Origin of the sequence: Nostoc sp. (assembly GCF_036917555.1) — a bacterium.
Classification (GTDB): Bacteria; Cyanobacteriota; Cyanobacteriia; order Cyanobacteriales; family Nostocaceae; genus Nostoc.
On sequence record NZ_JBALDD010000031.1, the window covers coordinates 1 to 22677 of the forward strand.

17 protein-coding genes and 2 pseudogenes are annotated in these 22677 nt (G+C 41.3%); 8 read left to right on the forward strand and 11 right to left on the reverse strand.

Annotated elements, in window-relative coordinates:
* The first annotated feature begins 219 nt into the window (after positions 1-219).
* On the forward strand, positions 220-2379 hold the full coding sequence (gene recQ / locus V7K60_RS13375) for a DNA helicase RecQ (protein ID WP_334926191.1): 2160 nt from the start codon (positions 220-222) through the stop codon (positions 2377-2379).
* Between the two features lie 233 nt (positions 2380-2612).
* Here recQ and V7K60_RS13380 read toward each other — a convergent pair whose 3' ends face one another.
* On the reverse strand, positions 2613-3137 hold the full coding sequence (locus V7K60_RS13380; RefSeq protein ID WP_334926193.1) for a pentapeptide repeat-containing protein: 525 nt from the start codon (positions 3135-3137) through the stop codon (positions 2613-2615).
* 162 nt (positions 3138-3299) lie between these two features.
* On the opposite strand from V7K60_RS13380, the gene V7K60_RS13385 reads away from it, so the two are divergent.
* Together V7K60_RS13385 and V7K60_RS13390 are read left to right on the forward strand one after the other, a co-directional pair.
* On the forward strand, positions 3300-3872 hold the full coding sequence (locus V7K60_RS13385; RefSeq protein WP_334926194.1) for a Uma2 family endonuclease: 573 nt from the start codon (positions 3300-3302) through the stop codon (positions 3870-3872).
* A 12-nt stretch (positions 3873-3884) separates the two neighbouring features.
* Entirely contained in the window at positions 3885-5075 is a 1191-nt protein-coding gene (locus tag V7K60_RS13390) for an MFS transporter (RefSeq protein WP_334926196.1), read from the forward strand.
* Positions 5076-5242: 167 nt separating this feature from the next.
* Here V7K60_RS13390 and V7K60_RS13395 read toward each other — a convergent pair whose 3' ends face one another.
* Positions 5243-5410 (reverse strand): hypothetical protein, encoded by a 168-nt coding sequence (locus tag V7K60_RS13395; protein ID WP_334926198.1) that lies wholly within the window; start codon positions 5408-5410, stop codon positions 5243-5245.
* Positions 5411-5613: 203 nt separating this feature from the next.
* On the opposite strand from V7K60_RS13395, the gene V7K60_RS13400 reads away from it, so the two are divergent.
* Complete coding sequence (locus V7K60_RS13400; RefSeq protein ID WP_334926199.1) at positions 5614-5802, forward strand: hypothetical protein; 189 nt, start codon at positions 5614-5616, stop codon at positions 5800-5802.
* A 459-nt stretch (positions 5803-6261) separates the two neighbouring features.
* Positions 6262-7497, forward strand: a pseudogene (locus V7K60_RS13405) (glycosyltransferase family 4 protein); the annotation flags it as partial.
* Between the two features lie 367 nt (positions 7498-7864).
* Here V7K60_RS13405 and V7K60_RS13410 read toward each other — a convergent pair.
* Complete coding sequence (locus tag V7K60_RS13410) at positions 7865-8050, reverse strand: hypothetical protein (RefSeq protein ID WP_334926201.1); 186 nt, start codon at positions 8048-8050, stop codon at positions 7865-7867.
* Positions 8051-8150: 100 nt separating this feature from the next.
* Between V7K60_RS13410 and V7K60_RS13415 the strand changes: the two genes are divergently transcribed.
* A complete protein-coding gene (locus tag V7K60_RS13415) occupies positions 8151-9878 on the forward strand; it encodes an Rqc2 family fibronectin-binding protein (RefSeq protein WP_334926203.1) in 1728 nt (575 codons plus the stop codon).
* A gap of 121 nt (positions 9879-9999) precedes the next feature.
* Here V7K60_RS13415 and V7K60_RS13420 read toward each other — a convergent pair whose 3' ends face one another.
* The 3 genes from V7K60_RS13420 to V7K60_RS13430 all read right to left on the reverse strand — a co-directional run bounded on the left by V7K60_RS13420 (position 10000) and on the right by V7K60_RS13430 (position 13412).
* Positions 10000-10326, reverse strand: coding sequence for a helix-turn-helix domain-containing protein (locus tag V7K60_RS13420; RefSeq protein WP_334926205.1), 327 nt, complete (start codon positions 10324-10326; stop codon positions 10000-10002).
* A complete protein-coding gene (locus V7K60_RS13425; RefSeq protein WP_334926207.1) occupies positions 10323-10646 on the reverse strand; it encodes a type II toxin-antitoxin system RelE/ParE family toxin in 324 nt (107 codons plus the stop codon). The genes V7K60_RS13420 and V7K60_RS13425 overlap by 4 nt, the downstream gene beginning before the upstream one ends.
* Positions 10647-10781: 135 nt before the next feature.
* Complete coding sequence (locus V7K60_RS13430; protein WP_334926209.1) at positions 10782-13412, reverse strand: DNA polymerase III subunit alpha; 2631 nt, start codon at positions 13410-13412, stop codon at positions 10782-10784.
* A gap of 193 nt (positions 13413-13605) precedes the next feature.
* Between V7K60_RS13430 and V7K60_RS13435 the strand changes: the two genes are divergently transcribed.
* A complete protein-coding gene (locus tag V7K60_RS13435; protein ID WP_334926211.1) occupies positions 13606-14898 on the forward strand; it encodes a dicarboxylate/amino acid:cation symporter in 1293 nt (430 codons plus the stop codon).
* Between the two features lie 40 nt (positions 14899-14938).
* Here V7K60_RS13435 and V7K60_RS13440 read toward each other — a convergent pair whose 3' ends face one another.
* From V7K60_RS13440 to V7K60_RS13455, 4 genes are all read right to left on the reverse strand, one after another.
* Positions 14939-15118: a hypothetical protein gene (locus V7K60_RS13440; protein ID WP_334926213.1), complete on the reverse strand. Its 180-nt coding sequence runs from the start codon at positions 15116-15118 to the stop codon at positions 14939-14941.
* A 467-nt stretch (positions 15119-15585) separates the two neighbouring features.
* Entirely contained in the window at positions 15586-16647 is a 1062-nt protein-coding gene (locus tag V7K60_RS13445; RefSeq protein WP_334926215.1) for a TIGR03032 family protein, read from the reverse strand.
* Between the two features lie 510 nt (positions 16648-17157).
* On the reverse strand, positions 17158-18870 hold the full coding sequence (locus V7K60_RS13450) for a diflavin flavoprotein (RefSeq protein WP_334926217.1): 1713 nt from the start codon (positions 18868-18870) through the stop codon (positions 17158-17160).
* Between the two features lie 119 nt (positions 18871-18989).
* Positions 18990-20708, reverse strand: coding sequence for a diflavin flavoprotein (locus V7K60_RS13455; protein WP_334926219.1), 1719 nt, complete (start codon positions 20706-20708; stop codon positions 18990-18992).
* Between the two features lie 1095 nt (positions 20709-21803).
* Between V7K60_RS13455 and V7K60_RS13460 the strand changes: the two genes are divergently transcribed.
* The gene (locus tag V7K60_RS13460; protein ID WP_334839353.1) at positions 21804-22259 is read left to right on the forward strand and encodes a helix-turn-helix domain-containing protein; all 456 of its coding nucleotides are present in this window, start codon (positions 21804-21806) and stop codon (positions 22257-22259) included.
* A gap of 58 nt (positions 22260-22317) precedes the next feature.
* Here the strand turns inward: V7K60_RS13460 and V7K60_RS13465 are convergent.
* A pseudogene (locus tag V7K60_RS13465) lies at positions 22318-22619 on the reverse strand (IS630 family transposase); the annotation flags it as partial.
* Between the last annotated feature and the right edge of the window lie 58 nt (positions 22620-22677).

Below are 22677 nucleotides of genomic sequence, written 5' to 3' on the forward strand. Positions count from 1 at the left end.
TTAATTTAAGCAAGAGCCTTTTTGGACGTTCACTCTCAGTAATATATATGTACTGTTAAATGGCGATCGCTGTGCCAGTTGCGTAAGTCCTGATGATGATTGATTTAGTGTGATCGCCAACAGAAACGCATCTCTGACCAAAGCTGCCGAAGATGTGAGTTAAAATCCTGATATCTTCAATAACTAACCACGCAGAACGCCCCCGAAAAAGCGATCGCTATGCTTCAGTATCCCCATCTCGAACAAGCGTTAAAATATCACTTCGGTTATGACCAATTCCGCCCCGGACAACGGCAAATTATCGAAGATGCGCTGCAAAATCGAGATTTATTGGTTGTGATGCCGACTGGCGGGGGGAAATCTCTATGTTTTCAGTTACCAGCATTGTTAAAAAATGGACTAACGGTGGTGGTGTCGCCATTAATCGCTTTGATGCAAGACCAAGTGGAAGGATTGCGAAATAATAATATTAATGCGACATTTCTCAATAGTAGTTTGAATCCTTACCAGGTGCGATCGCGCGAAGATGCCATCCTCAGCGGTAAAGTTAGACTACTTTACGTCGCCCCAGAACGTCTGCTGAGTGAAAGATTTCTCCCCTTTCTCGATTTAGTCAAGGAAAAAATTGGGATTGCGGCCTTTGCCATTGACGAAGCACACTGCGTCTCTGAGTGGGGACACGACTTCCGCCCAGAATACCGCCAGATGAAATCTCTACGGAAGCGCTATCCTGATGTTCCTACCCTCGCCCTCACCGCGACAGCAACCGATCGCGTCCGTGCTGATATTATTCAACAACTAGGGCTAAAGCAACCCAGTATTCACATTGCTAGCTTTAACCGTCAAAATCTTTACTACGAAGTTCGTTCTAAAACCAAGTCTGCTTATGCTGAATTATTAGAACTCGTCCGAGAAAATGAGGGTTCAGCAATTATTTATTGCTTGACGCGAAAAAAAGTTGATGAACTCACCTTTAAGCTGCAAAATGATAAGATTGCGGCCTTGTCTTATCATGCCGGATTAACTGATGAAGAACGCAGCAGTAATCAAACTCGATTTATTCGAGATGATGTGCGCATTATGGTAGCAACAATTGCCTTTGGTATGGGAATTAATAAACCAGATGTGCGGTTAGTAATTCACTTTGATTTACCACGTAATTTGGAAAGTTATTATCAAGAATCAGGTAGGGCAGGAAGGGACAGTGAATCCTCACGTTGTACACTTTTTTTCAGTTTCAGTGATATTAAAACCATTGAATGGAGTATTGATCAAAAAACTGACCCCCAAGAACAGTTGATTGCTAAACAACAACTACGTCAGGTAATTGACTATGCTCAAGGTACTGTTTGCCGACGCACAATTCAGCTAGGTTATTTTGGGGAACGTTTTCCAGGGAATTGCAGTAACTGCGATAATTGCCGTTATCCCAAACCAATGCAAGACTGGACAATTGAAGCCATGAAGTTTTTATCTTGTGTGGCGCGTTGTAAAGAAAGATTTGGGATGCTGTACATTATTGATGTGTTGCGGGGGTCAAAAAGCCAGAAAATCACCCAAAACGAACATGAGAAGCTTTCTACCTATGGTATTGGCAAAGATAAAAGTGTAGATGAATGGCGGATGCTGGGGCGATCGCTTTTACATCAAGGGTTGCTAGAACAGACTAGCGATGGTTACTCAGTTTTGAAACTTAACCCCCTCAGTTGGGAAGTAATGCGGCGACAGCGTACAGTTTCCCTTGTTGTTCCCGTAGCACAGAAGGTTACTTGGGAAGAAGGGAGTGAAAAAGCTGCCCAAGCAGAGATGTTAATGCAGAGGTTGCGATCGCTCCGTAAACAACTTGCTGATGAACAATCTGTACCACCTTACGTTGTCTTTCAGGATTCTACATTAAAATTGATGGCACAGGTACAACCTACAACAATAACGGAATTTGGTAAACTTTCCGGCGTAGGTAGTCACAAACTTTCCCAATATGGCGATAAATTCCTCACAGAAATTCGCGCCTACCGCCAAGAAAAAGGTTTGGTAGATCCACCACAGGTTAATTTTACACCCTCTCTTAGCTTACCTTCCGATACAGAAATATTTACATTCCAATTGCATAAACAAGGTTTGAGTGTTAATGAAATTGCCAAAAAACGGAACATTCGCCCCACGACAATTATTCGCCATTTGACAGATTTGATTGAAAAAAATCAGCCTGTAGACATAAATCAGTTAGTACCTCTGGAACATCAACAAAAAATTTGGCAAGTTTTAGAAGTGCTTGGTGATATCTCTTTAACGCCAATTCGAGAACAACTCGGTGAAAGCTACAGTTTTGATGAAATTCGCTTAGTACGGGGTAAGTGGCGGCGCGAAAATCGGAAGTGATCATTAAATTTTAAAGGATGTTTTCAAAGTATTGGGCGAATAGAATTCGCCGCTACACAAGCAAAGTCCACCTGCGTGGACTAAGAGAAAATCTAGGGCTTCAAACCCACGGAGGTGGGTTTTGTCTGTATAGCCGCGATTTCTAATCGCCAGGGCTAGTATTAATTGAGACTTTACAAATATCCTCTTATTTTGTTGCGAATGCACCCCTCATCGCTGTAATTGAAGATGAACTAAAACTCTCCGAAAAAAGGCCTGCTTTTGATAGTACCATCGGGCATAGTGGTATTGTAAACAAAATTACCATAACTCCAAATAATGTTTGGGCTGATGTAAGCATCTCGAAAGTTAGTTTTAATCAAAATAGCGAACTTGAAACCACTAATGTTAGCTCCACAGAAGATAGCATGAGTAGCATTCATATGAGCCAAGTTGGTTCCTCTCAAATCGGCTTCAGTCAAGTCGCACCAAGACAAGTTGGCGGAATATAAATTAGCATCCCTGACAATAGCACGTTTCAACCAAGCGCCTTCCAAGGAAACACCAAACAAATCGGCTCCAGTCAAATCGGCTCTACACAGATCGGCTTGTCTCAAATAAGCTCCGCGCAAGTTTATATCTCTCAAAATAGCCCCTTCGAGGTCAATCGAACTGTCAAGGGGAATACCCTCGGATTGAATCAACTCAATCCCAGCAAAGTTTCGCTCTCCATCAGCATACTGAGCCAGCAACTCCTCAGCAGTTATTTTCCAAGGCATGATTTAACCTCCAAATTTTTTTCTAATCTCAAATATATGGATGTGTAAGCCTTTCTGAGCAGTTTATGTCTAGAAAAAAATAGCACTGTTGAGTATACTCTGTGAATTTTCAAACATCCTCTTATGATTAAAATACAAGAGCAAGATTAAAGGAGTTAGCCGATGAGTCAGATGCTGAATACAGGAGTACGCTGGACAACTCAGGATGTGGAACTCTTCGCAGAAAATGAAGGGACGCGCTACGAGATAGTTGATGGAGAATTATTTATGACCAGGGCACCTCACTTTAAACATCAGCAAACTTGTGGCAAGATTTTTCGACAACTTGATGTTTGGTCAGAGTCTACTGGTTTAGGAGAAGCTGTAATCAATCCCGGCGTTTTATTTTCAGAATCAGATAATGTGATTCCTGATGTAGTTTGGGCTACTAAAGAAACCTTGGCGCTAACATTGGATGAAGCCGGACATTTAACTGGCGCACCAGATTTAGTAGTCGAAGTTTTGTCTGCTAGCAACGAAGACCTAAGACGAGATAAAGAAGCAAAACTTAAACTTTATTCTACTAGAGGAGTAAAAGAATATTGGATTGCTGATTGGCGATCGCGTAAACTAGAGGTTTATCAGCGCGAACAAAGTCAACTTAACTTGCTAGCAACCTTATTTAGTAGTGATAATATAATTTCTCCGCTATTGCCTGGTTTTAGCTGTACTGTAGACCAGTTTTTTCCTGTATAAATTTTAGGTTGAATGGAAAAACAAATCTCAAGTAACCCATTAACTAAAGTCCAGGTAGTGATTATGGCGATCGCAGCTGGTGTCTGTGTTGCTAACGTTTATTATAATCAGCCAATCCTCAAAGATATTGCATCATCTTTTCGAGTCAGTGAAGGCGAAGCAGGTAGCATCTCTGTGCTTACGCAAGTTGGTTATGGTTTGGGGATTTTCTTTTTAATCCCCTTGGGCGATAAAATCAACAAGAAAAAATTAATTCTTTGCTTACTGGGATGTTTGTTCTGTTTGTTGATAGCCATGACGTTTTCACAAAACATCATCCAAGTTTGGATATTGAGCGTAGCAATTGGGATTGCGACAGTTTCCGCTCAAATTATTCTTCCTTTAGCAGCAACTATAGATAGAGTAACTACAGGTCAAACCGTAGGCAACATTTTTACTGGTATATTGATTGGGATTTTAGGAGCAAGGGTTTTTAGTGGATATATTGCTGAATGGTTGAGTTGGCGTTATGTATATGGATTTTCGGCAGTAATGATTTTAATTGTTATTGTTTTACTAAATATATATTTGCCTAATGTAAAAAATGAATTTGATGGTTATTATTTAAAATTATTAAGCTCAACACTTCAGCAATTAAAACGTTTTTCATTATTAAGAGAAGCGTCTTTAATTAGCGGGTTATTGTTTGGTGTCTTTTGCTCATTTTGGACAACGCTGACTTTCCATTTAAGCGGGCCACCTTTTCATTTTCAATCTGACACAATTGGGATGTATGGCTTCGTAGCGATCGCAGGTGCATTGATGGCACCAGGTTTTGGTAAACTAGCTGATCGAGGTAACTCCCAACGTTCTTTAACTATTGCTGTATCGATGGTGATTGCAAGTTTAGTAATTGCTAAAATTGCTTCTCATTCTGCACTAGCGATCGCTGTTGCTGTATTGTTAGTAGATGTAGGTGTACAGGCAGTCCAAGTCACCAATGTCGCAAGGATATACACTCTTGATGCTCAATCGAATAGTCGCATCAACACAGTTTACATGACTATTTATTTTATTGGCGGTGCTGTAGGTACTAGTATTGGTCTATTATGCTGGGATCTTGGTGGCTGGAATTTAGTTACCTGGCAAATGTTAGTTTTTACTTTGCTGGCATTTTTTATTATCGTCAAACCTAAAATAATTACAGCAAGAACCAATAAATAATTAAACTCTCGTTTTTGATTAAAATAACAAAAAGTAGAAGGTCGAAGTTAGCACACTCATTCTTTTCCCAAAACAAGATGTGTATAACTTATAGTTCAGATATCGCCTTGCACCAATAACTAAGTTTTCTCCTCATCAAGGCGATATCTACAGATAATCAGTTTACATTAAGAAAAACTGGGAATTTCTGAGTTGAAATCTTGTGATGTAATAGCAGACTTTGAAGGCTCAGTGTTTTGGTTTTTTACAGGCAGAATTACAGATAGCAGCTTAGGCAGTGCTAGGCAGGCAACAGTATTTAACAGCGTCAGAAATATACCATCTATCAAACTCATGTATTAATCTTCTCCGTTTGAAAATTGGTGATGACTATATTTTTAGTTTGAAGCAAAATCAGTAGAATTGCTTAAAAACAGAATTTAGATTTCTTTTAGTGAATATAAGCTAAATAAATATATTTTTATCTTAGAGCAATCAGATTTGATTTTTTCAAAAATCAAGTATATATAAGAGATGTTATCGCGTAGCGTAACGGCGTTTGTCACAAGCCAAACCTATTTATAATCCCAGCTTACCTAGAGATATTGCTGATTGTCCGCACCCAGCTGGGAATAGGACAGCAAAATCTGGCGTTGCATATATGCGGGGTGATTTTGCTAATTTTGTGGGATGGGCATCTTGCCATTGGTGTCAACTTAACGTGAAAGCCATCCTAAAAGGGTTTTAGGTTAAATTGACACCAATGGTTCTTGCTATTTCCCCTTGATTCTTTGGATGCAGTGTCATGCCTCTACTTTTTATATTTCCTGACTTCTTGCTCTGAGATGTTTTAGGGGGTCTTACCCCCTATTCGCTAGCTGTATCCTCACAGAATTCGGGAGCTAAGTCTTTAGATATAGAGCAAATTAAAATTGCCATATCTATGAAATTAGAGCTAGAAAGTAATGAGAAATATAATTTTATCTATCAAAAGTATGAGATATACATATAACTATTTCCTATATCTAAAGAAACTAAATATTTATATTTAACGTAAATAGTCTACTTCTGACAGAGGATGTAAAAAAAATTAGACACAGTAAATTAAAATGAATAATAATCAAAGTTCCTAAACAATTCAGGCAAGTGTGTTATACACGTGCATGGAACAACCTAAGACTTTGTTAAAATCAGCAACACACAAACTATGAACTCTACCACCGAAAAACGTATCGCCTTGATTTCCGTCCACGGAGATCCAGCGATTGAAATAGGGAAAGAAGAAGCTGGGGGACAAAATGTTTATGTGCGCCACGTAGGTGAAGCACTAGCGCAACTAGGATGGCAAGTTGATATGTTTACGCGCAAAGTGAGTCTGGAGCAAGACTCGATAGTTGAACATAGTAACAATTGTCGAACTATTCGTTTAAAAGCTGGCCCCCTTGAGTTTGTGCCGCGAGATGATATTTTTGAATATTTGCCAGAATTTGTAGATAATTTCCTCAAATTTCAAGTAAAAAACGAAATTACATACGAATTGGTTCACACTAATTATTGGCTCTCTAGTTGGGTGGGGATGCAGTTAAATAAAATCCAAAAGAGTAAACAGGTTCACACCTACCACTCCTTAGGAGCAGTCAAGTATAACACTATAGAAAATATTCCTTTAATTGCTAGTCAGCGATTAACAGTGGAAAAACAGGTGTTGGAAAATGCAGATCGAATTGTAGCGACGAGTCCGCAAGAACAGGAACACATGCGATCGCTAGTTTCCACAAAAGGCAATATCGACGTTATTCCCTGTGGTACAGATATTCAGCGCTTCGGTTCGATTGCACGAGAAGCAGCTAGGGCGGAATTGGGAATTGACAAAGAAGCTAAAGTTGTAGTGTATGTAGGGCGTTTTGACCAACGCAAAGGTATAGAAACCTTGGTGCGGGCAGTAAACCAGTCTGGGTTACGGGATTCCAACAATCTCCAGCTAATTATTGGTGGTGGTAGTACTCCAGGTAACAGTGACGGAATTGAGCGTGATCGCATTGAGCAAATCGTCAACGAATTGGGAATGAGCGACTTTACCACCTTTGCCGGTCGTCTAAGTCAAGATATCCTACCAACTTATTACGCTGCTGCCGATGTTTGCGTTGTTCCCAGTCACTACGAACCCTTTGGACTCGTGGCGATCGAAGCGATGGCAAGCGGTACACCAGTGGTAGCAAGTGATGTCGGCGGACTTCAGTTTACTGTAGTTAGTGAAGAAACCGGTTTATTAGCTGCACCGCAAGATGTAGATGCTTTTGCTTCTGCTATTGACCGAATTCTCTTAAGTCCAGAATGGCGAGATGAATTGGGTAAAGCTGGTAGAAAGCGCGTCGAAACTAAGTTTAGTTGGGATGGTGTCGCACATCAACTGAGTGAACTTTACACCCAACTGTTGCAGCCACAAACAGTAGCGTCAACAGCAAAAGAACTAGTACACTCAACGACAGAACTAGTGCACTCAGCAGCAAAAGAACTAGTACACTCAACCACAGAACTAGTGCACTCAGCAGCAAAAAAACCAGTTTTGGTTGCTGAGTAACGCTTTTGCTTAACGGATAATGGTGAGTAAGTAACTCGGATAATATTTTGGGTTTAACAAAATTAGAACTCAGGAGTCAGAAGCTAGAATTTAGAATTGAATTCTGTGAAACTGGTGGATAGTGCAGCGTAAAGCCTTCGGCATGGCAACTCTTGGAGACGCTACGCGTAGCTTGCTTCTCTGTAAGAGTACGCTTAGAACGAGTCCGCTAGCGTCTGAATCAACAGGTTTAAGTCTCCCACGAGAGTAATTCTGACTCCTGAATTCGGAATTTCTCTTCAACTTTGGCAGCGATCGCTTGAGCTTGGGAAACTCGACACCAAAAACAAACTGTATAAAAAACGAACTTATCACTTAAACGCAGAAGCTTATCTGATGATAATTTCTGTGTTTTTTTATTCGCAGCTATCACCAAACCAAGTAACCGCTATGATAGTTGAGGTCAGTTATGCTTTAACTAAACAAAAATAAAAGCATAGCGATCGCTACCATTTGAATGTTAACAAGTAATCGCTTTGCAACCAGTTGACTTTACCACTCTCACAGCTGCTTGTAGCGAAATCCGCGCTAACTGGCTACCATCACGCTTAGAACAAGTTTACCAGCGCGATCGCTACACGATTGCGATGGCATTACGCACCTTAGAACAGCGAGATTGGCTACAGATTTCTTGGCATCCCCAAGCTGCACATATTTGTATTGGCGATCCGCCACCGCGATCACCAGATACCTTTACCTTTAGCCAACAATTAATACACCAATTGGGTGGTTTAGCACTGGTGGCGATTGAAGCGATCGCTCCGTGGGAGCGTGTTATTGATTTGCAATTTGCCCGTCGTCCTGGAGAAAGCGCCCTATATCATGTCTATGCAGAAATCATGGGCAAGTATAGCAACGTCATTCTCACCGACGCTAACAATATAATTATCACCGCCGCCCATCAAGTCAGTCAGCAACAATCTAGTGTTCGTCCCATCCAAACCGGACAACCTTATGAAACACCACCGAAACTAACTGGAACTGTCCCCTACTTGAATGAATCTCAAGAACGTTGGCAAGAACGGGTAAGTTTAGTACCTGGAGCAATCAAGCGACAATTGCTTAAAAGTTATAGTGGCTTGAGTGCTGCACTACTGGAGTTAATGCTGCTAGAAGCAAATATCGCACCAGAAACATCCACCGATACTCTTAACCCCGACGACTGGCGACGGCTGTTTGAGCGTTGGCAAGAATGGCTGCAAGCCTTGGATTATAGTAAATTTCAACCCGCTTGGACAAAAGATGGTTACACCGTAATGGGTTGGGGTGCAGTTGAAAAGGTCAAAAATATCCAGGAGTTGCTCAACCGCTATTACAGTAATCAGATTGATCAACAGTTATTTTCCCAATTGCGTCATCAGTTGAGTCAGAAATTGAATAATATTCTGGCGAAATTACGCAATAAAGCTCAAACCTTTAAGACGCGCTTGCAGCAATCAGATCGAGCTGATGAATATCGGCAAAAAGCTGATTTATTGATGGCTCACTTGCAAAATTGGCAACCGGGGATGAAAGAAATTATCCTTGCTGATTTTGATACAAATTTGCCAGTAGCGATCGCTCTGTTGCCAGATAAAAATGCTGTCCAAAATGCTCAAAGTCTTTACAAACAGCACCAAAAGCTGAAACGCGCTCGTGCTGCTGTAGAACCGCTGCTATTGGAAGTACAGACAGAAATTGAGTATTTAGAGCAAGTAGAAGCTGCGATCGCTCAGATAGATAACTATCAAACAGCAGAGGATTTGCGAGCTTTAGAAGAAATCCGCGAAGAGTTGATTGGACAAAAATATCTGGAAGATCCCGAATACCGCAGCCGCAGTGCCAATGAACCCCCCAGCACCAATTTTCATCGTTACCTTACTCCCAATGGCTTTGAAGTATTAATCGGTCGTAACAATCGCCAAAATGACCAATTAACCTTTCGTGTAGCTGGGGATTATGACTTATGGTTCCACGCTCAAGAAATTCCAGGGAGTCATGTGCTACTACGTCTAGAACCGGGTGCTGTTACAGAAGAAGCTGATTTGCAATTTGTAGCTAATCTTGCTGCATATTACAGTCGCGCCCGTCAGAGTGAGCAAGTGCCAGTAGTTTACACTCAACTAAAACACGTCTATAAACCCAAAGGCGCAAAACCGGGAATTGCCATTTATAAGCAAGAAACCATCCTCTGGGGAAAACCACAAATAGTCATTAGTCATTAGTCATTGGGCATTGGGCATTGGGCATTGGGCATTTCTCTCTGCTCCTCTGCTCCCTGATGCCCCTCATTTGCCTACTCCCCACTACTACTTTGCCAAGACCCAACATCGCTTCCATCCTGCTTTATAGCGATATCACAGTTTCAGCAGATTGTCCCGGCACATGACGAGGGCGAAGATGCAAGCTGATTTCCATATCGAGGCGCTTGAGGAAAATGAGCAGTTTGCCTTCGCTGAACCTTTGAAACTTTCCTTTCATCAAATGAGATACTTCTGGCTGGGGAATGTCAAGAAGTTTGCTGATTTCGCACTGTTTCAGGTTGCGTTGAGAGAGGAGGCGCAATACCTGAATCCCTATCTTGCCTCGCATGAAAAGCTCCGAAGCATTCGACAAACCGAGGTCAACAAACACGTTGCCACTGCTTTCTTCAAAAACTGGTTCCTGTGTCATTGTTGTTTCTCCCTTGCCACTGCGTCCTTATAGCATTGTTTAATCAGGTCAACATTAGCTTGTGGGGTTTTAATCCCCTGCTTTGATTTCTTCTGAAAAGCGTGCAGGACGTAGATTTTCTCTACAATCTTTACCGCATAAACTGCCCTGTAAGTATTGCTATCGTGGCGTTTGATAATTTCATACACGCCGCTTCCAATCCCTTTAAAAGGCTTGGCATCCATTGGTGTTTCCCCTGCTTGCACCAATTGCAGCGCATAGCTTACTGATGCACGCACCTCTTCAGGAAATGAGCGAATATTTTTGAGAGAGTCTCCCATCTAAACCAGAGGTCGTAAAGGAATTTCTGTAATATCCTCACCATCGTCCATTTTATATGAAAATTCCTATAAAAAAAGTCAGATATCTCATTCATATAGCAAGCTGAGAATGCCTAATTTCCACTGCCCGTCCTCTCATTCCGGCAAACCCTCTACCCGCATCAAATCTAATTCGTGTTCAAATATTTCATCAATTGGCAACATTTGACCATCAACAGTCATAAATTTATGGTCTTTTGTTGCCCGAATTGTTGAACCATCTTCCAAGCAATACTCAAACACCTCTTGTTGTCCGCGATCGTGCCACTGTGCTACAGGTTGCGTGTAAATATTTCCATGATTATCAACGCTATATACAGTACATTCAATGCCTTTTTCTACAATTTCTCCAATCGGCATTAATCCATATTCTACAGTCAATATTTCCGTATCATAGCTTAAACAATATTCAGCAAACTTCAACATTTGCTCAAATAATTCATCCGCAACTTTTTTCTGAACACCGTTTTTCGCTGCACCATCCACGAATTTTTCTCGCTGCTTTTGCATCTCAGAAACTTTCTTTTTACCCATCGCCCGACGCAGCAAGTCAGCTTGTCCTAAAGAATATCCCGCCATATCTTGAGCAATTTTCATGATTTGCTCTTGATAGACCATAATTCCATAGGTTTCGTCTAATATTGGTTCTAAGATAGTGTGTTGATAATCAATTTTTTCTCGACCATGTTTGCGGTTAATAAATTTAGGAATTAGTCCCGCATCTAATGGTCCAGGTCGATAAAGTGCCAAAATTGAAGAAATATCTTCTATATTAGAAGGTTTCAAATCTCGCACAATCTGACGCATCCCAGAAGATTCTAATTGAAATATCCCTTCTAACTCACCTGCTTCTAATAATTCATAAGTTTTTTGTACATCTTTTGGTAGACTGCTATGTTCACCTTTAGCTAATATCCTCTGGGCTTTTCTTTCCTGGCGGGGAATTTCATCAGGATCGACCCGATATCCTCTCGTTTCTTGAATCAAGTCCACAGTCTTTTGAATCAGCGTCAGATTCCGTAAACCCAGGAAATCCATTTTCAACAAACCCATTGATTCCAGGTCTTCCATGAAATATTGGGTAATCACAGAACCGTCATTATTCTTCTGTAGCGGCACAATTTCATCAAGTGGATCGGCGGAAATTACTACACCTGCTGCATGAACACCAAAAGTTTTGTTAGTTCCTTCAATTCGCATCGCCATATCAAGCCAATGGCGAACATGGGGTTCTTTATCATATTTCTCTTTAAACTCTGGTTCTGGAGTTTGAGCGGAAATCATCACCTTGAGTTTCGTTGGTTTCCCGCGCACCACAGGAATTAATTTCGCCATTTTGTCAGCTTCCCCGTAAGGAATATTTAATACTCTGGCAACATCTTTCAAAACTGCTTTAGAAGTTAGACGGTTAAAAGTAATAATTTGAGCAACTCTATCTGCACCATATTTCTCAGTTACATAATCAATCACTTTATCCCGTTGTTCAATACAGAAATCTGTATCAATATCAGGCATTGATTTCCGTTCTGGGTTCAAAAAACGTTCAAATAGTAGCCCATGATGTACGGGGTCAATATTAGTAATTTGCATTGCATAAGCAACTAATGAACCAGCCGCCGAACCGCGACCTGGGCCCACAGGAATATTGTTATCTCTAGCAAATTTGATGTAGTCCCATACAACTAAAAAGTATTTTGAAAAACCCATCTGCTGAATCATTTTCAGCTCGTATTCCAATCTTTCTTTATAAACGGAATCAACCTCTTGGCGAGATTTGCGATTTAATCGTTCTAAAAGTCCACTCCATGCAACATCTTCGGCGTAAGTATCAGCAGTATGACCGGAAGGAATGGGAGGTGTAGGAATCTGAGGCTCACCCATAATATGGTAAGGCTCGACTTTATCGGCGACTTCTTCAGTAGTGGCTACAGCTTCTGCAATTACATCATCCGGTAAATGGTCACGAAATAGCTGCTGCATCTCTTCACCAGATTTGAGATACTCTGTGCCGCTATAACGCATCCGCTTATCTTCAATAATTAGCTTGCCAGTCTGAATACATAGCAAAGCATCGTGAGCTTCAACGTCAAAACAAGAAATAAAATGTGAATCATTGGTAGCAACAATTTTAATCCCTAGCTCCTGCGCAATCTTAACTATTTCAACATTAACAATTCGGTCTTCTTGAGAGCCGTGATCTTGAATTTCTAGATAATAATCATCACCAAATACATCTTTATACCACTGAGCAACTTTCCGAGCGGCATCTGGTCTACCGCTGAGAATCGCTTGGGGAACTTCTCCACCCAAACAAGCGCTGGTGACAATCAAGCCTTCATGATATTGTTTTAGTAAATCTTTATTAATACAAGGACGAGAAAAAATTCCTTTACCTTGAACACCTTGAAGGTGAGAAATTGTGGTTAATTTGACTAAATTTTTGTAACCTTTGGTATTTTTAGCTAAAACTACTTGATGATATTTGGGGCGGCGTTCTTGTTTCTCAATATCGCCGTTAATGATATACATTTCATTGCCGATAATCGGCTTAATATTTTGACTACGGCAGATTTTGATCAGTTCAATGGCTCCATACATGACACCATGATCCGTAAGAGCGATCGCTTTCATTCCCAGTGCGATCGCTCGATCCACCAACTCTGGAAGCTGACTGGCCCCATCAAGTAGACTATAGTCACTGTGAATATGTAAAGGAACAAAAGACATAAGCATCTCCAACCACAAGCCAAGATATCTCTAGGGGCCTACCTTGTGGTATACCTTTTCGAGCTAGATTTTGCAAAGCAACGGAATCTTAGATTAACAGTTTTTAACCAAAATTAAAGCTGTTCTTTTTCTGGAATTATCACTATCATTAATGTTGTTTTAATAGTTACAGCAGTTAACCAGTATCTAGCCAATGAGTCAAACAGAGAGAACAACTTCGCCTGAAACCAAAGCTAGCCCTTGGTGGCAGCGTATCCCTCTCACGTTGCAAATTCTCATCGCCTTAGTAGTGGCAGTCAGTGTCGGAATTGCCCTTGGTGCGGGGAATCCCAATCCCAGCAACGCCGCTTTAATCAACAATTTAGCAATTCCAGCTGAACTAGTGCTAAAGGCTCTCCGCGCCTTGGCTACACCCCTGATTCTGGTAGCAGTGCTGCATACTTTGATGACTACCAATATCCCTGGTACAGCCGGACGGCGGTTGGCAGTGTTACTTTTAACCAACACTACCGTAGCTATTTTGGTGGGACTTTTCGTAGCCAATGTACTGCGTCCAGGGACTTGGGGTAATGTAAGTACCTCAACAAGTACGGCAATAACTCCTCAAAGTCTCGATCCTTGGGGAATACTCAAAGATGCTGTACCAGAAGCTGTCCTGAAGCCATTAGTTGATAATAATGTTATCCAGCTGATTGTGATTGCCCTGAGTTTTGGTATCGTCCTGCGGGGATTAAAATCTGAACAAATCGCTCAAGGCAAGAATGGATTCCAACCGATAGAGGATGTCATCGGAATTTTATTTGAAGCGGTAGTCCGCATCCTCAACTGGGTAATTGCCTTAGTGCCGTTCGCAGTCTTTGGGATTGTAGCTAAAACTATTGCAATGCAGGGTTTTGCCCCGTTTAAATCCTTGGGTGCATTTATCGTCGCCGTATTATTAGCACTGCTATTGCAAGCGTGCTACTACCTGATCAGAGTAAAATTTGGTTCTTGGGTACACCCGCTAAAATTCCTAGCTGGTGGTTCTGATGCCTTTTTGACAGCTTTCTCAACTTCTTCCTCTGCGGCAGCAATGCCCATAACCTTTGAGGTTTTGCAAACAAAAGTCGGTTTAAGGGAATCTTCTGCTGCCTTGGGGGCATTAGTCGGGGCAAATTTCAATAATGATGGCACTGCCCTTTATGAAGCAATGTCTGCGTTGTATATTTCCCAACTAATTGGGCAACATCTGAGTCTGACACAGCAGTTAATTGTCATCCTTACCTCAATTTTTGCATCTGTAGGTGCAGCAAATATTCCCAATGCTGGACTGGTAACGATGACACTAGTGTTCACTTCTGTCGGTTTACCTACCCAGTACATCGCTTTGCTAGTTACTGTAGACTGGTTTTTGGATCGCTGCCGTACCGCGATTAATGTTATGGGAGATATGACTGTCAGTGCTTTACTTGACGGCAAAAAGCCACGTTCTGTAGACGAGGCTTAGTTTGTCAGCTTTTAGTTGAGTTCAGTAGCTTTTCAAATATCTAATGCTGTTGAGGCCCTTTGGCGTCACATTCTTTAGTCCAGCAACGTTCTAAAAGTTGCAGATGCCAGATCAATACAAAGCGTTTGGGATTCAATACTAATTTAGTATCCCGACTAAATAAGGGCTGGTTCAGATACTGCCAAATAGGAAATTTAATTTTGGTGTATTTTGGAGTCATAAGAACAACAAAGATAATATAAAAGTTTTGTCTAGCAATTGCCTGATAATGTTTTTCTAGTTAAAGGCTACCCTGCGTTTTTGCTATTGTCTTTGTGGCAATTGCGGAATTTCAGTAAGTGAATTTATGTTGTTTCCGCTTTAATACTGAGAATTGCATGCACCATTTTTCTGATTCCATATCCTGTGAAATCTTATGACTTTTCATGAAATTCTTGCTTCAAAGACATTGCTAGAGGCGTACATAATAAGGTTCGCTTCAGGCAAACTGTTATAGCAGAGTGCTGAGTGCTGTTAGCGGATAGCTAAGATTTAGCCCGTGTTGAGTAAAAACCCAGTCTTTTCAAGCCTTTGAGCAATCAACACTGTCCTAACCTATGTGACTACGGCTATATATAAAGCCGTTGCTGCTGTTGAGATTAAATAGGTGAAAAATTGCTGAATTAGACATAAATTTTGAATTGCTTCTCATCCCACCGTTACTACCCGCCGAATTTCGTCACTGCGAAACCCGATCGCCATTGGACGACGTACCCCCAAAAGTGCTACTACGTCGTACAATTCTAGTACCACCCCTTCTATTCGCAGGGAATGGACAATATCACCGCTTTTCAGGTCAATCACTAGTAACCCACAGCGAGGCTCAACATTTTTCTGATGCAATTTCTCGTCCAAAGCCAAGCCGCTAAAAGTCTTGTTATGCCTGGGTTGGGAAATTCCCACTATTGCAAAGTTGCCATAAAATGCACAACCGCGCAGATATCCCGGACAGAAGGCGACTGGTTCAAACACTCCCCGCTTTAAGTCGGCAAAGCCAAACTCTCCTGTGCCTGAGTTGAGCAGCCAGAGTTTTCCCTGATGCCAGCGTGGGGAATGGGGCATAGACAGCCCCTGCAAGACGATTTCATTGCTTTCTATGTCAATAACACAGCCCCCACTGAACCGATGCTCCCGCCAGCCTTCGGCTACGTCCGATTGGCAGACAGCAGTAACGTATTTGGGTTTTTCTTGGTGCATTGCTAACCCATTCAGGTGACATCTATCCTCTGCCGCTAGTTTGCTGATAAAATTTGGTTGCCATAGAGGAACGAAACTGTGGGTTTCGCTGACTGTTCCCAAACAACTAAATAAAGTATTGACAAATAGTAGCTTTTGTGAATTTAAATCTTTCTCTTCTGCTTTACTCAAAGCGATATCGTGAATATCTAAATCTCCGGTCACATAACTCATCTGGGGCAAATAAAGAGCATCGTAGCCTTGGTGGTTTTCTCCAGGTTGGATAACGTTTTCAAATCGCCACAGTTGGTACAGGGAACTCATGTAGAGGCTGTTGCCATTGGCATACAATCCCATACAACGCTCAAAGCTACGTTCAAATACAGACAATTTGCCATTTGGTTGCAAGCCGATAAAAAATAACTTCCCTGCTTGATAGGTAGTGAAGGACAAACTGAGGTTTTGCTCATACAGCCAAGCAGTAAACTGACGAGAAGCGTTGATTTCTAAGGATGGTTTGTCAATGGGATTCACTTAGCTTTGACTTTTTAATAACTCTGATGTTGAATCGGTGAGAATCTCGCCGCAGGACAGAAACAACTTTCAGTCAATGTCTCTATTGTCCATAATCTGGGTAATACACGACAAACAAAGCATTTGGTATCTATATCAGAAACCATATCGAAATCAGCAATAGTATTTTAGAAATCTGCAATTCTCAAGATTGCGCGAGATTATCTTTCACTCCACAAGTCTTTAAGTCTGTTTGTAGCTTACACTACTATTTTTCTTTTTTAAGGACGACTATTTACGTTTATATGTAAATTTCAACTAAATAGATTGTCAATGATCGCCGCAACTAATTTCATCCTTTAAATTTGAGACATATTGGAATGGCCCTTTAAATTGCTTAAGTTTTATCGATTAAGCATAAAAAACTGGGATGGGCAAGATGCCCATCCCAGAAAAAAAGAGAATTTTCTCATCAAACGCCTTGGCTATATTTAAGCTAAAGCGGTTCCGTTAAGTTAAACTTCTGACTATCTAATAATGAGTGCCAGTTCTTCGATGGTTGATGGCAGTAACAGCATCAGGCTTGAGTAATTTCCCTTCGTCCACAGTTGCATAGACAACCCAATGGTCGCCACATTCCAAACGTTGGTTGACTGAGCATTCCAAATATGCTAGGGCGTCGGTGAGGATGGTACAGCCGTTATCTGCAACTGCTGTACTAAAGTTGGCAAATCGATCTTCCCCAGGCGCGAAAGATTTACGGAAATGCTTCATGTACTCTTGATGATTGCCTTCAGGTAGAATGTTTAAGGCAAACTTACCGCCTGGATACATCAAAGATTCGATCGCTCGGTCTTTAGCGATCCCCACTGTTATTCCGGGTGGGTTGAAGGTGGCTTGAGAAACCCAAGCGCCTAACATTGCGGTAGACACTTCTCCAAGTTTCGCTGTCACCACGCAGACGGAACCAACAATCCGGCCAACAGCCTGTTCCACTGGAGTAGCGGCTTGTTGTGGTACACGTACCTTTTTAGCTTTTTTCAGTGCTTGGGCAAAGTCTGTACCTAGTTCTTCACAGAACTTGAGAGTGACATCATCAGGTTTAAACTTCACCTTCAAGGTGTCAAAGCCAAAGCGATATCCAGAATCCCGGAGTTTACCTTCGATTAAGTCAAATGCTTCGCCACTCCAGCCATAAGAACCAAAGACCCCAGCGAGTTTGCTGTTGTCACCACTCGATATCACAATCCCTAAAGCAGTATGAATGGGAGTTGGCGCATGACCACCGATGGTAGGAGAACCAATGATAAAACCCTCTGACTGTGCGAGGTTGATGCGAATTTCATCAGGGGTAGCAAATTCGCAGTTAATCGATTTGACTGCAACTCCACCTTTAGTTAGTCCCAGAGCGATCGCTTGTGCTAAAGTTGCTGTATTTCCGTAAGCTGAAGCATAAAGTAAGGCAACGGAAATCTCGCGATCGTTGTGAGAACGGCTCCACTCTGCATAAGCTTTGGTGAGTTCAATTAAGCTGGTGCGTACCAAGGGCCCGTGACCCACAGCATACATTCTCACCTGCAAATCTGATATTTTCTCCAAAGCTGCTTGCACATGAGGAATTTGGGGAGCCATCAGGCAGTTAAAGTAGTAACGCTGGTCTTCTTTGAGCGCTTCCCAGTTATCATCAAACACTTCATCACCACAGAGATGAGTTGCAAATAACTTATCTGTGTAGAGAATTTGGGTTTGCTGATCGTAGGTACAAAGTCCTTCCGGCCAACGCGGACTAGGAGTGGGTAAGAATTTCAAAACATGACCTTTGCCTAAATCCAGAGTTTCTTTCCCCCGCATTACCAAGACATTTAAATCTTGCTCTAAGAAAGCAGCACGCAAATTGTTCGCACCGGGAAGAGAACAGACAAAAGTTACCTGTGGTGCCAGTTCTAAAATTGCTTTGAGGGTTGCAACTCTATTGGGACTAAAATGACCCAGGATTATATAATCCAAACTTTGTAAATCTAAAGTCTGCCGCAATGCCTCTAAATAAATTTCGGTAAAGCTTTCTGGCGGTGGATCGATAAGTGCGGTTTTATCAGCTTCAATTAAATAGCAATTGGAGGTAGTACCTCTTTCAAGTGCATATTCAATTTCAAACCGCAGACGTGACCAACTACGTGCTCTGATAGCTTTAGTATTTGTAGCAATTGGTAAAACTTGTACGTCGCGTGGCTTGGAATTGGTCATAGCTGTTGGATAAAGTTAGGGAACAGGGAATAAGGAATAGGTTATAGGGTATAGATCATAGGAAACAGGGGATAGTTTTCTTTGCTGTCCCCTGTCACCTGTTACCTCTTGCCTCTTTCTTAGTAGTAATTACCTACTTTGCGATGGCGAATGGCTGTCAATCCATCGTTTTTGGAGACACGACCTTCTTGGACGGTGCAGTATAAAATCCAGTGGTCGCTGCATTCCATGCTGGTCTGTATTTCACATTCCATGTATGCCAGAGCATCAGTTAGAATCGGCGAACCGTTTTTCGCGGTTTGAGTTTTCACGCCTGCAAAGCGGTCAGCACCAGGATGCAAGCGCTTGAGGAAGTGTTTCTTGAGCTCTTGATAATTGCCTTCTTCCAAAACGTTGAGGACGAAGCGATCGCCTACTTGCATTAAAGAATCAATGGCGCGGTCTTTAGCAACGGCTATTGTGAATCCTAATGGTTGCAAACTCGCTTGCGTTACCCAGGATGCCAGCATTGCACTTGAGACATTATCTTTTTTTGTAGTGACTATATATAGTCCGCTGCTAATGCGACCCAGAGCTTTTTCCATGTTGACATCGAGGGACTTGATTTGCTTGATGTTGCGATCGCGCACCAGCAATTGTCCGATGTCTTTACCCGCTTCTTCACACAACTGGAATGTTGATGCGCTGGGAGCCTCTCTAATCCGAATCGCTGGGAAGGCTTCTTTGATGCCAGAGTCAAGAAATTTTCTGCGGAGTGTATCAATGGGTTCATCATCCCCACCATAACATTCAAACAGCCCAATAAATTGCTTGTTCTTGGCGACAGCTAGCACCGAACTGATACTAGCTTGGGCGGCGGCGGAGGTAGTTGGGGGCATACCAATAATGATGCCAGCTGCTCTCCCGGCTAGTTCTTGGATTTCTTGGCTTTCAGCAGTACTCAGATCCAGTACTTCTACCCCAACCCCAGTTTTTAGTATACCTTCGCCAATTGCGTGACCAAGGCGCTCGCCATACCCATATTCTGAGACAAAAAACAAGCCAACTGTTGTTTCTGCTTTCGCTTGTATTTGGCTCCAATTTTCGTAGCACCCAGTTAGAACATCTAAATGGTGGTGTAATAGCGGGCCGTGACCGTTGGCGATAATATTAATCTTTCCGAGATCGCCCATCCGCTTCATGGCATTCAGCAATGAACGAGCGTTAGGACCCATCAAGCAGTCGTAGTAAAATCTAAAGTCAGCTTCGATCGCTTCTAAATCTTCGTCGAAGGTGCGATCGTCACAAAAGTGCATCCCAAAAGCATCACAGGTGTAGAGAATTTGGGTTTTGCGGTCAAAGCTAAAGATTGTATCCGGCCAGTGCAGGTTAGGCGCACTCACGAATTCCATTTCGTGTCCTTTGCCGATATCGATGCGATCGCCAGTTTTCACAACCCGCTTGGAAAAAGGATCGTGTACTAAGCCTTCCAAAAACTGAAGCGCAACTTTTGAGGCTAAGACCGTAGCTCTAGGAGCTAACTGGAGGACATCTTCTACTAAGCCGCTATGGTCTGGCTCTGTGTGGCTGACAATTATGTAATCAATTGTTTTGGGGTTGACAAGACCTTTAAGGGTCTCTAAATACAGATCGCGAAACTTCTGGTGAGAAGTATCAATCAAAACTGTTTGTTCACCCCTAATTAGATATGAATTGTAGGTTGTACCGTTTTGCAGTCCGAATTCGATATCAAAGCGATCGCGATCCCAATCAAGAGAGCGAATCGCCGTTGTGTTAGGGGCAATTTCTACAGTTTGTATAGTTAGCCGATGTTGAACGTTCTCTGCGATCGCTACCATTATTCGTCTCCGAGCGCAAATTAACAGGTTTTTCTTCTGCCCCCATTGTCTCTATTATTTTTATTTGAAGTTGTAATTAATATCAGTTTTTGAAAAATTTAACTTGTATCAATTATTGCTGTTTTTTCGCAAAAAATATGACTCAAAAAATATACTAAATATTAATTTATTACTAAATTTTACTGAACACTTATTTTTGCTATTTATCTGGTTTTATCTTAATTCAAAAATATCATAGCAATTATATTTTTTAACTAGACAAGCATAATTTAAACAATATTAGATTGCTGGTAGAGCTACCAAATCTAAATTACTTTTAATACTTAATCTTGTCAGAGAATATATTTATCAAGTAGAAAAACTTATGTTTTTCGGGTACCCTCTTAATTAGAAAAGGTAGGAAAGGTAGGAAAAGTAGGAAAGGTGGGAAAGGTAGGACAAACTTTATTCAGCTTCCAACAACTATCAAATAAGCTGTTAACATTAATATATTCAATGGATATTGAATATATTGTTGTCTTAATCAAAAATATGGTGGCATAGAATATAAACTTTATGTAAAGTCGATAAAACAGATGTTTTTTGGAGATAATCAAGGCAAATTTCCAGAGACTGGTTGAATAAATAGGAAGTAGGCTTGTATATATTTTTCCGCTCATCCAAATGGAAACTAGCATAAAAATAATTTTTAAAGTTTCGATAAACCTCCGTAAGCATAGGAATAATCTCATGAATTTAATGATACAGTCCTTTATTATCGACTTTAAACATTAATCAAGACAACGCCAACAAATTCTTCTTGTCATAGCTATAAGCTACAGCTTCAGGCTAGTAGATAAATTTGCCTATATAGGTTAATGGTGTTAGATTGATGTGCCTAACTTTTTATAAAAATCCATTGTTGATGAAAAATTGCAAACTTCGATAGTGTTCTCAAGCCAATACTTATCGCGTAGCAGCCTTATAGACGCCGACATCCCTAATACTTGTAGTTCAGTTTTTTAGAATGTATTATGAAATACCTAAGTAATTAAGTATACAGGCGTAAATAGATACAAAAATGACAAAAATTGATTGTGTAAAAGGTTATTTTTTATGGGATGCCGATTAAAAGTGTTTCTCACAGAAGAAGAAAAGCTGACTTTAGAAGAATTGAGAAAAGCCAAAGATGTTCCTCAACGTACCAAGGATCGCGCTCAAGTTTTACTGCTGAATACTCGTGGCTTAAAAAATGAGCAAATTGCAAAAGGCTTGAACTGGGCGATTTCAACAGTGCGTCAAACCCTTCATCGCTGGGAAAAAATGGGTTTAGCAGGTTTATGGGATGCTCCTGGTCGAGGAGGAAAACCCCGATATTCGGAATCGGATTTGGTTTATCTCGAAAATTGTTTAGCTCAAGAGTCAGAGACTTATAACTCTAAACAATTAGCAAAAAAACTGGCATCTGAGCGTCAAGTAAACTTGAGTGCAGATCGACTACGACGCGTACTGAAAAAAAGGGGAAGGAGGTTTGGAAGCGCACGCACACAAACCCAGAAACAGCATAATTAGCTAATTAAACCATCTTGGACTCGAATCACTTGTTTCATTTGGACTGCGATCGCTAGATTAAATAATCAATCGTATTTCCTGAGTTACCAGCATCATAAGATTTAAGCAGTAATTTTCGTTCCAGATAATCAATTGCACCATAGTAGGTCTGTTTGTCTCGCTCGTTAACGACTGGAACGGTTATCTCTTGGTCTGTTTTTCTCCACACATAAGCGCTTAAGTTTCCTCACATCAAATGACACTCATCAATTAACAATACTCTTAACTTTCCGGCTTCGATTTCGGAGTGATTGCTTGCCAAGAGTGTTTCAATCTCTTTCTTTTTGCTGCAACAGCATCTGACTCAGCTTTAGGATTTAGTTAAGCGAAAAAGTCTTAATAATGACCATGCACAATGACATCAGAGACTAGCAATTAG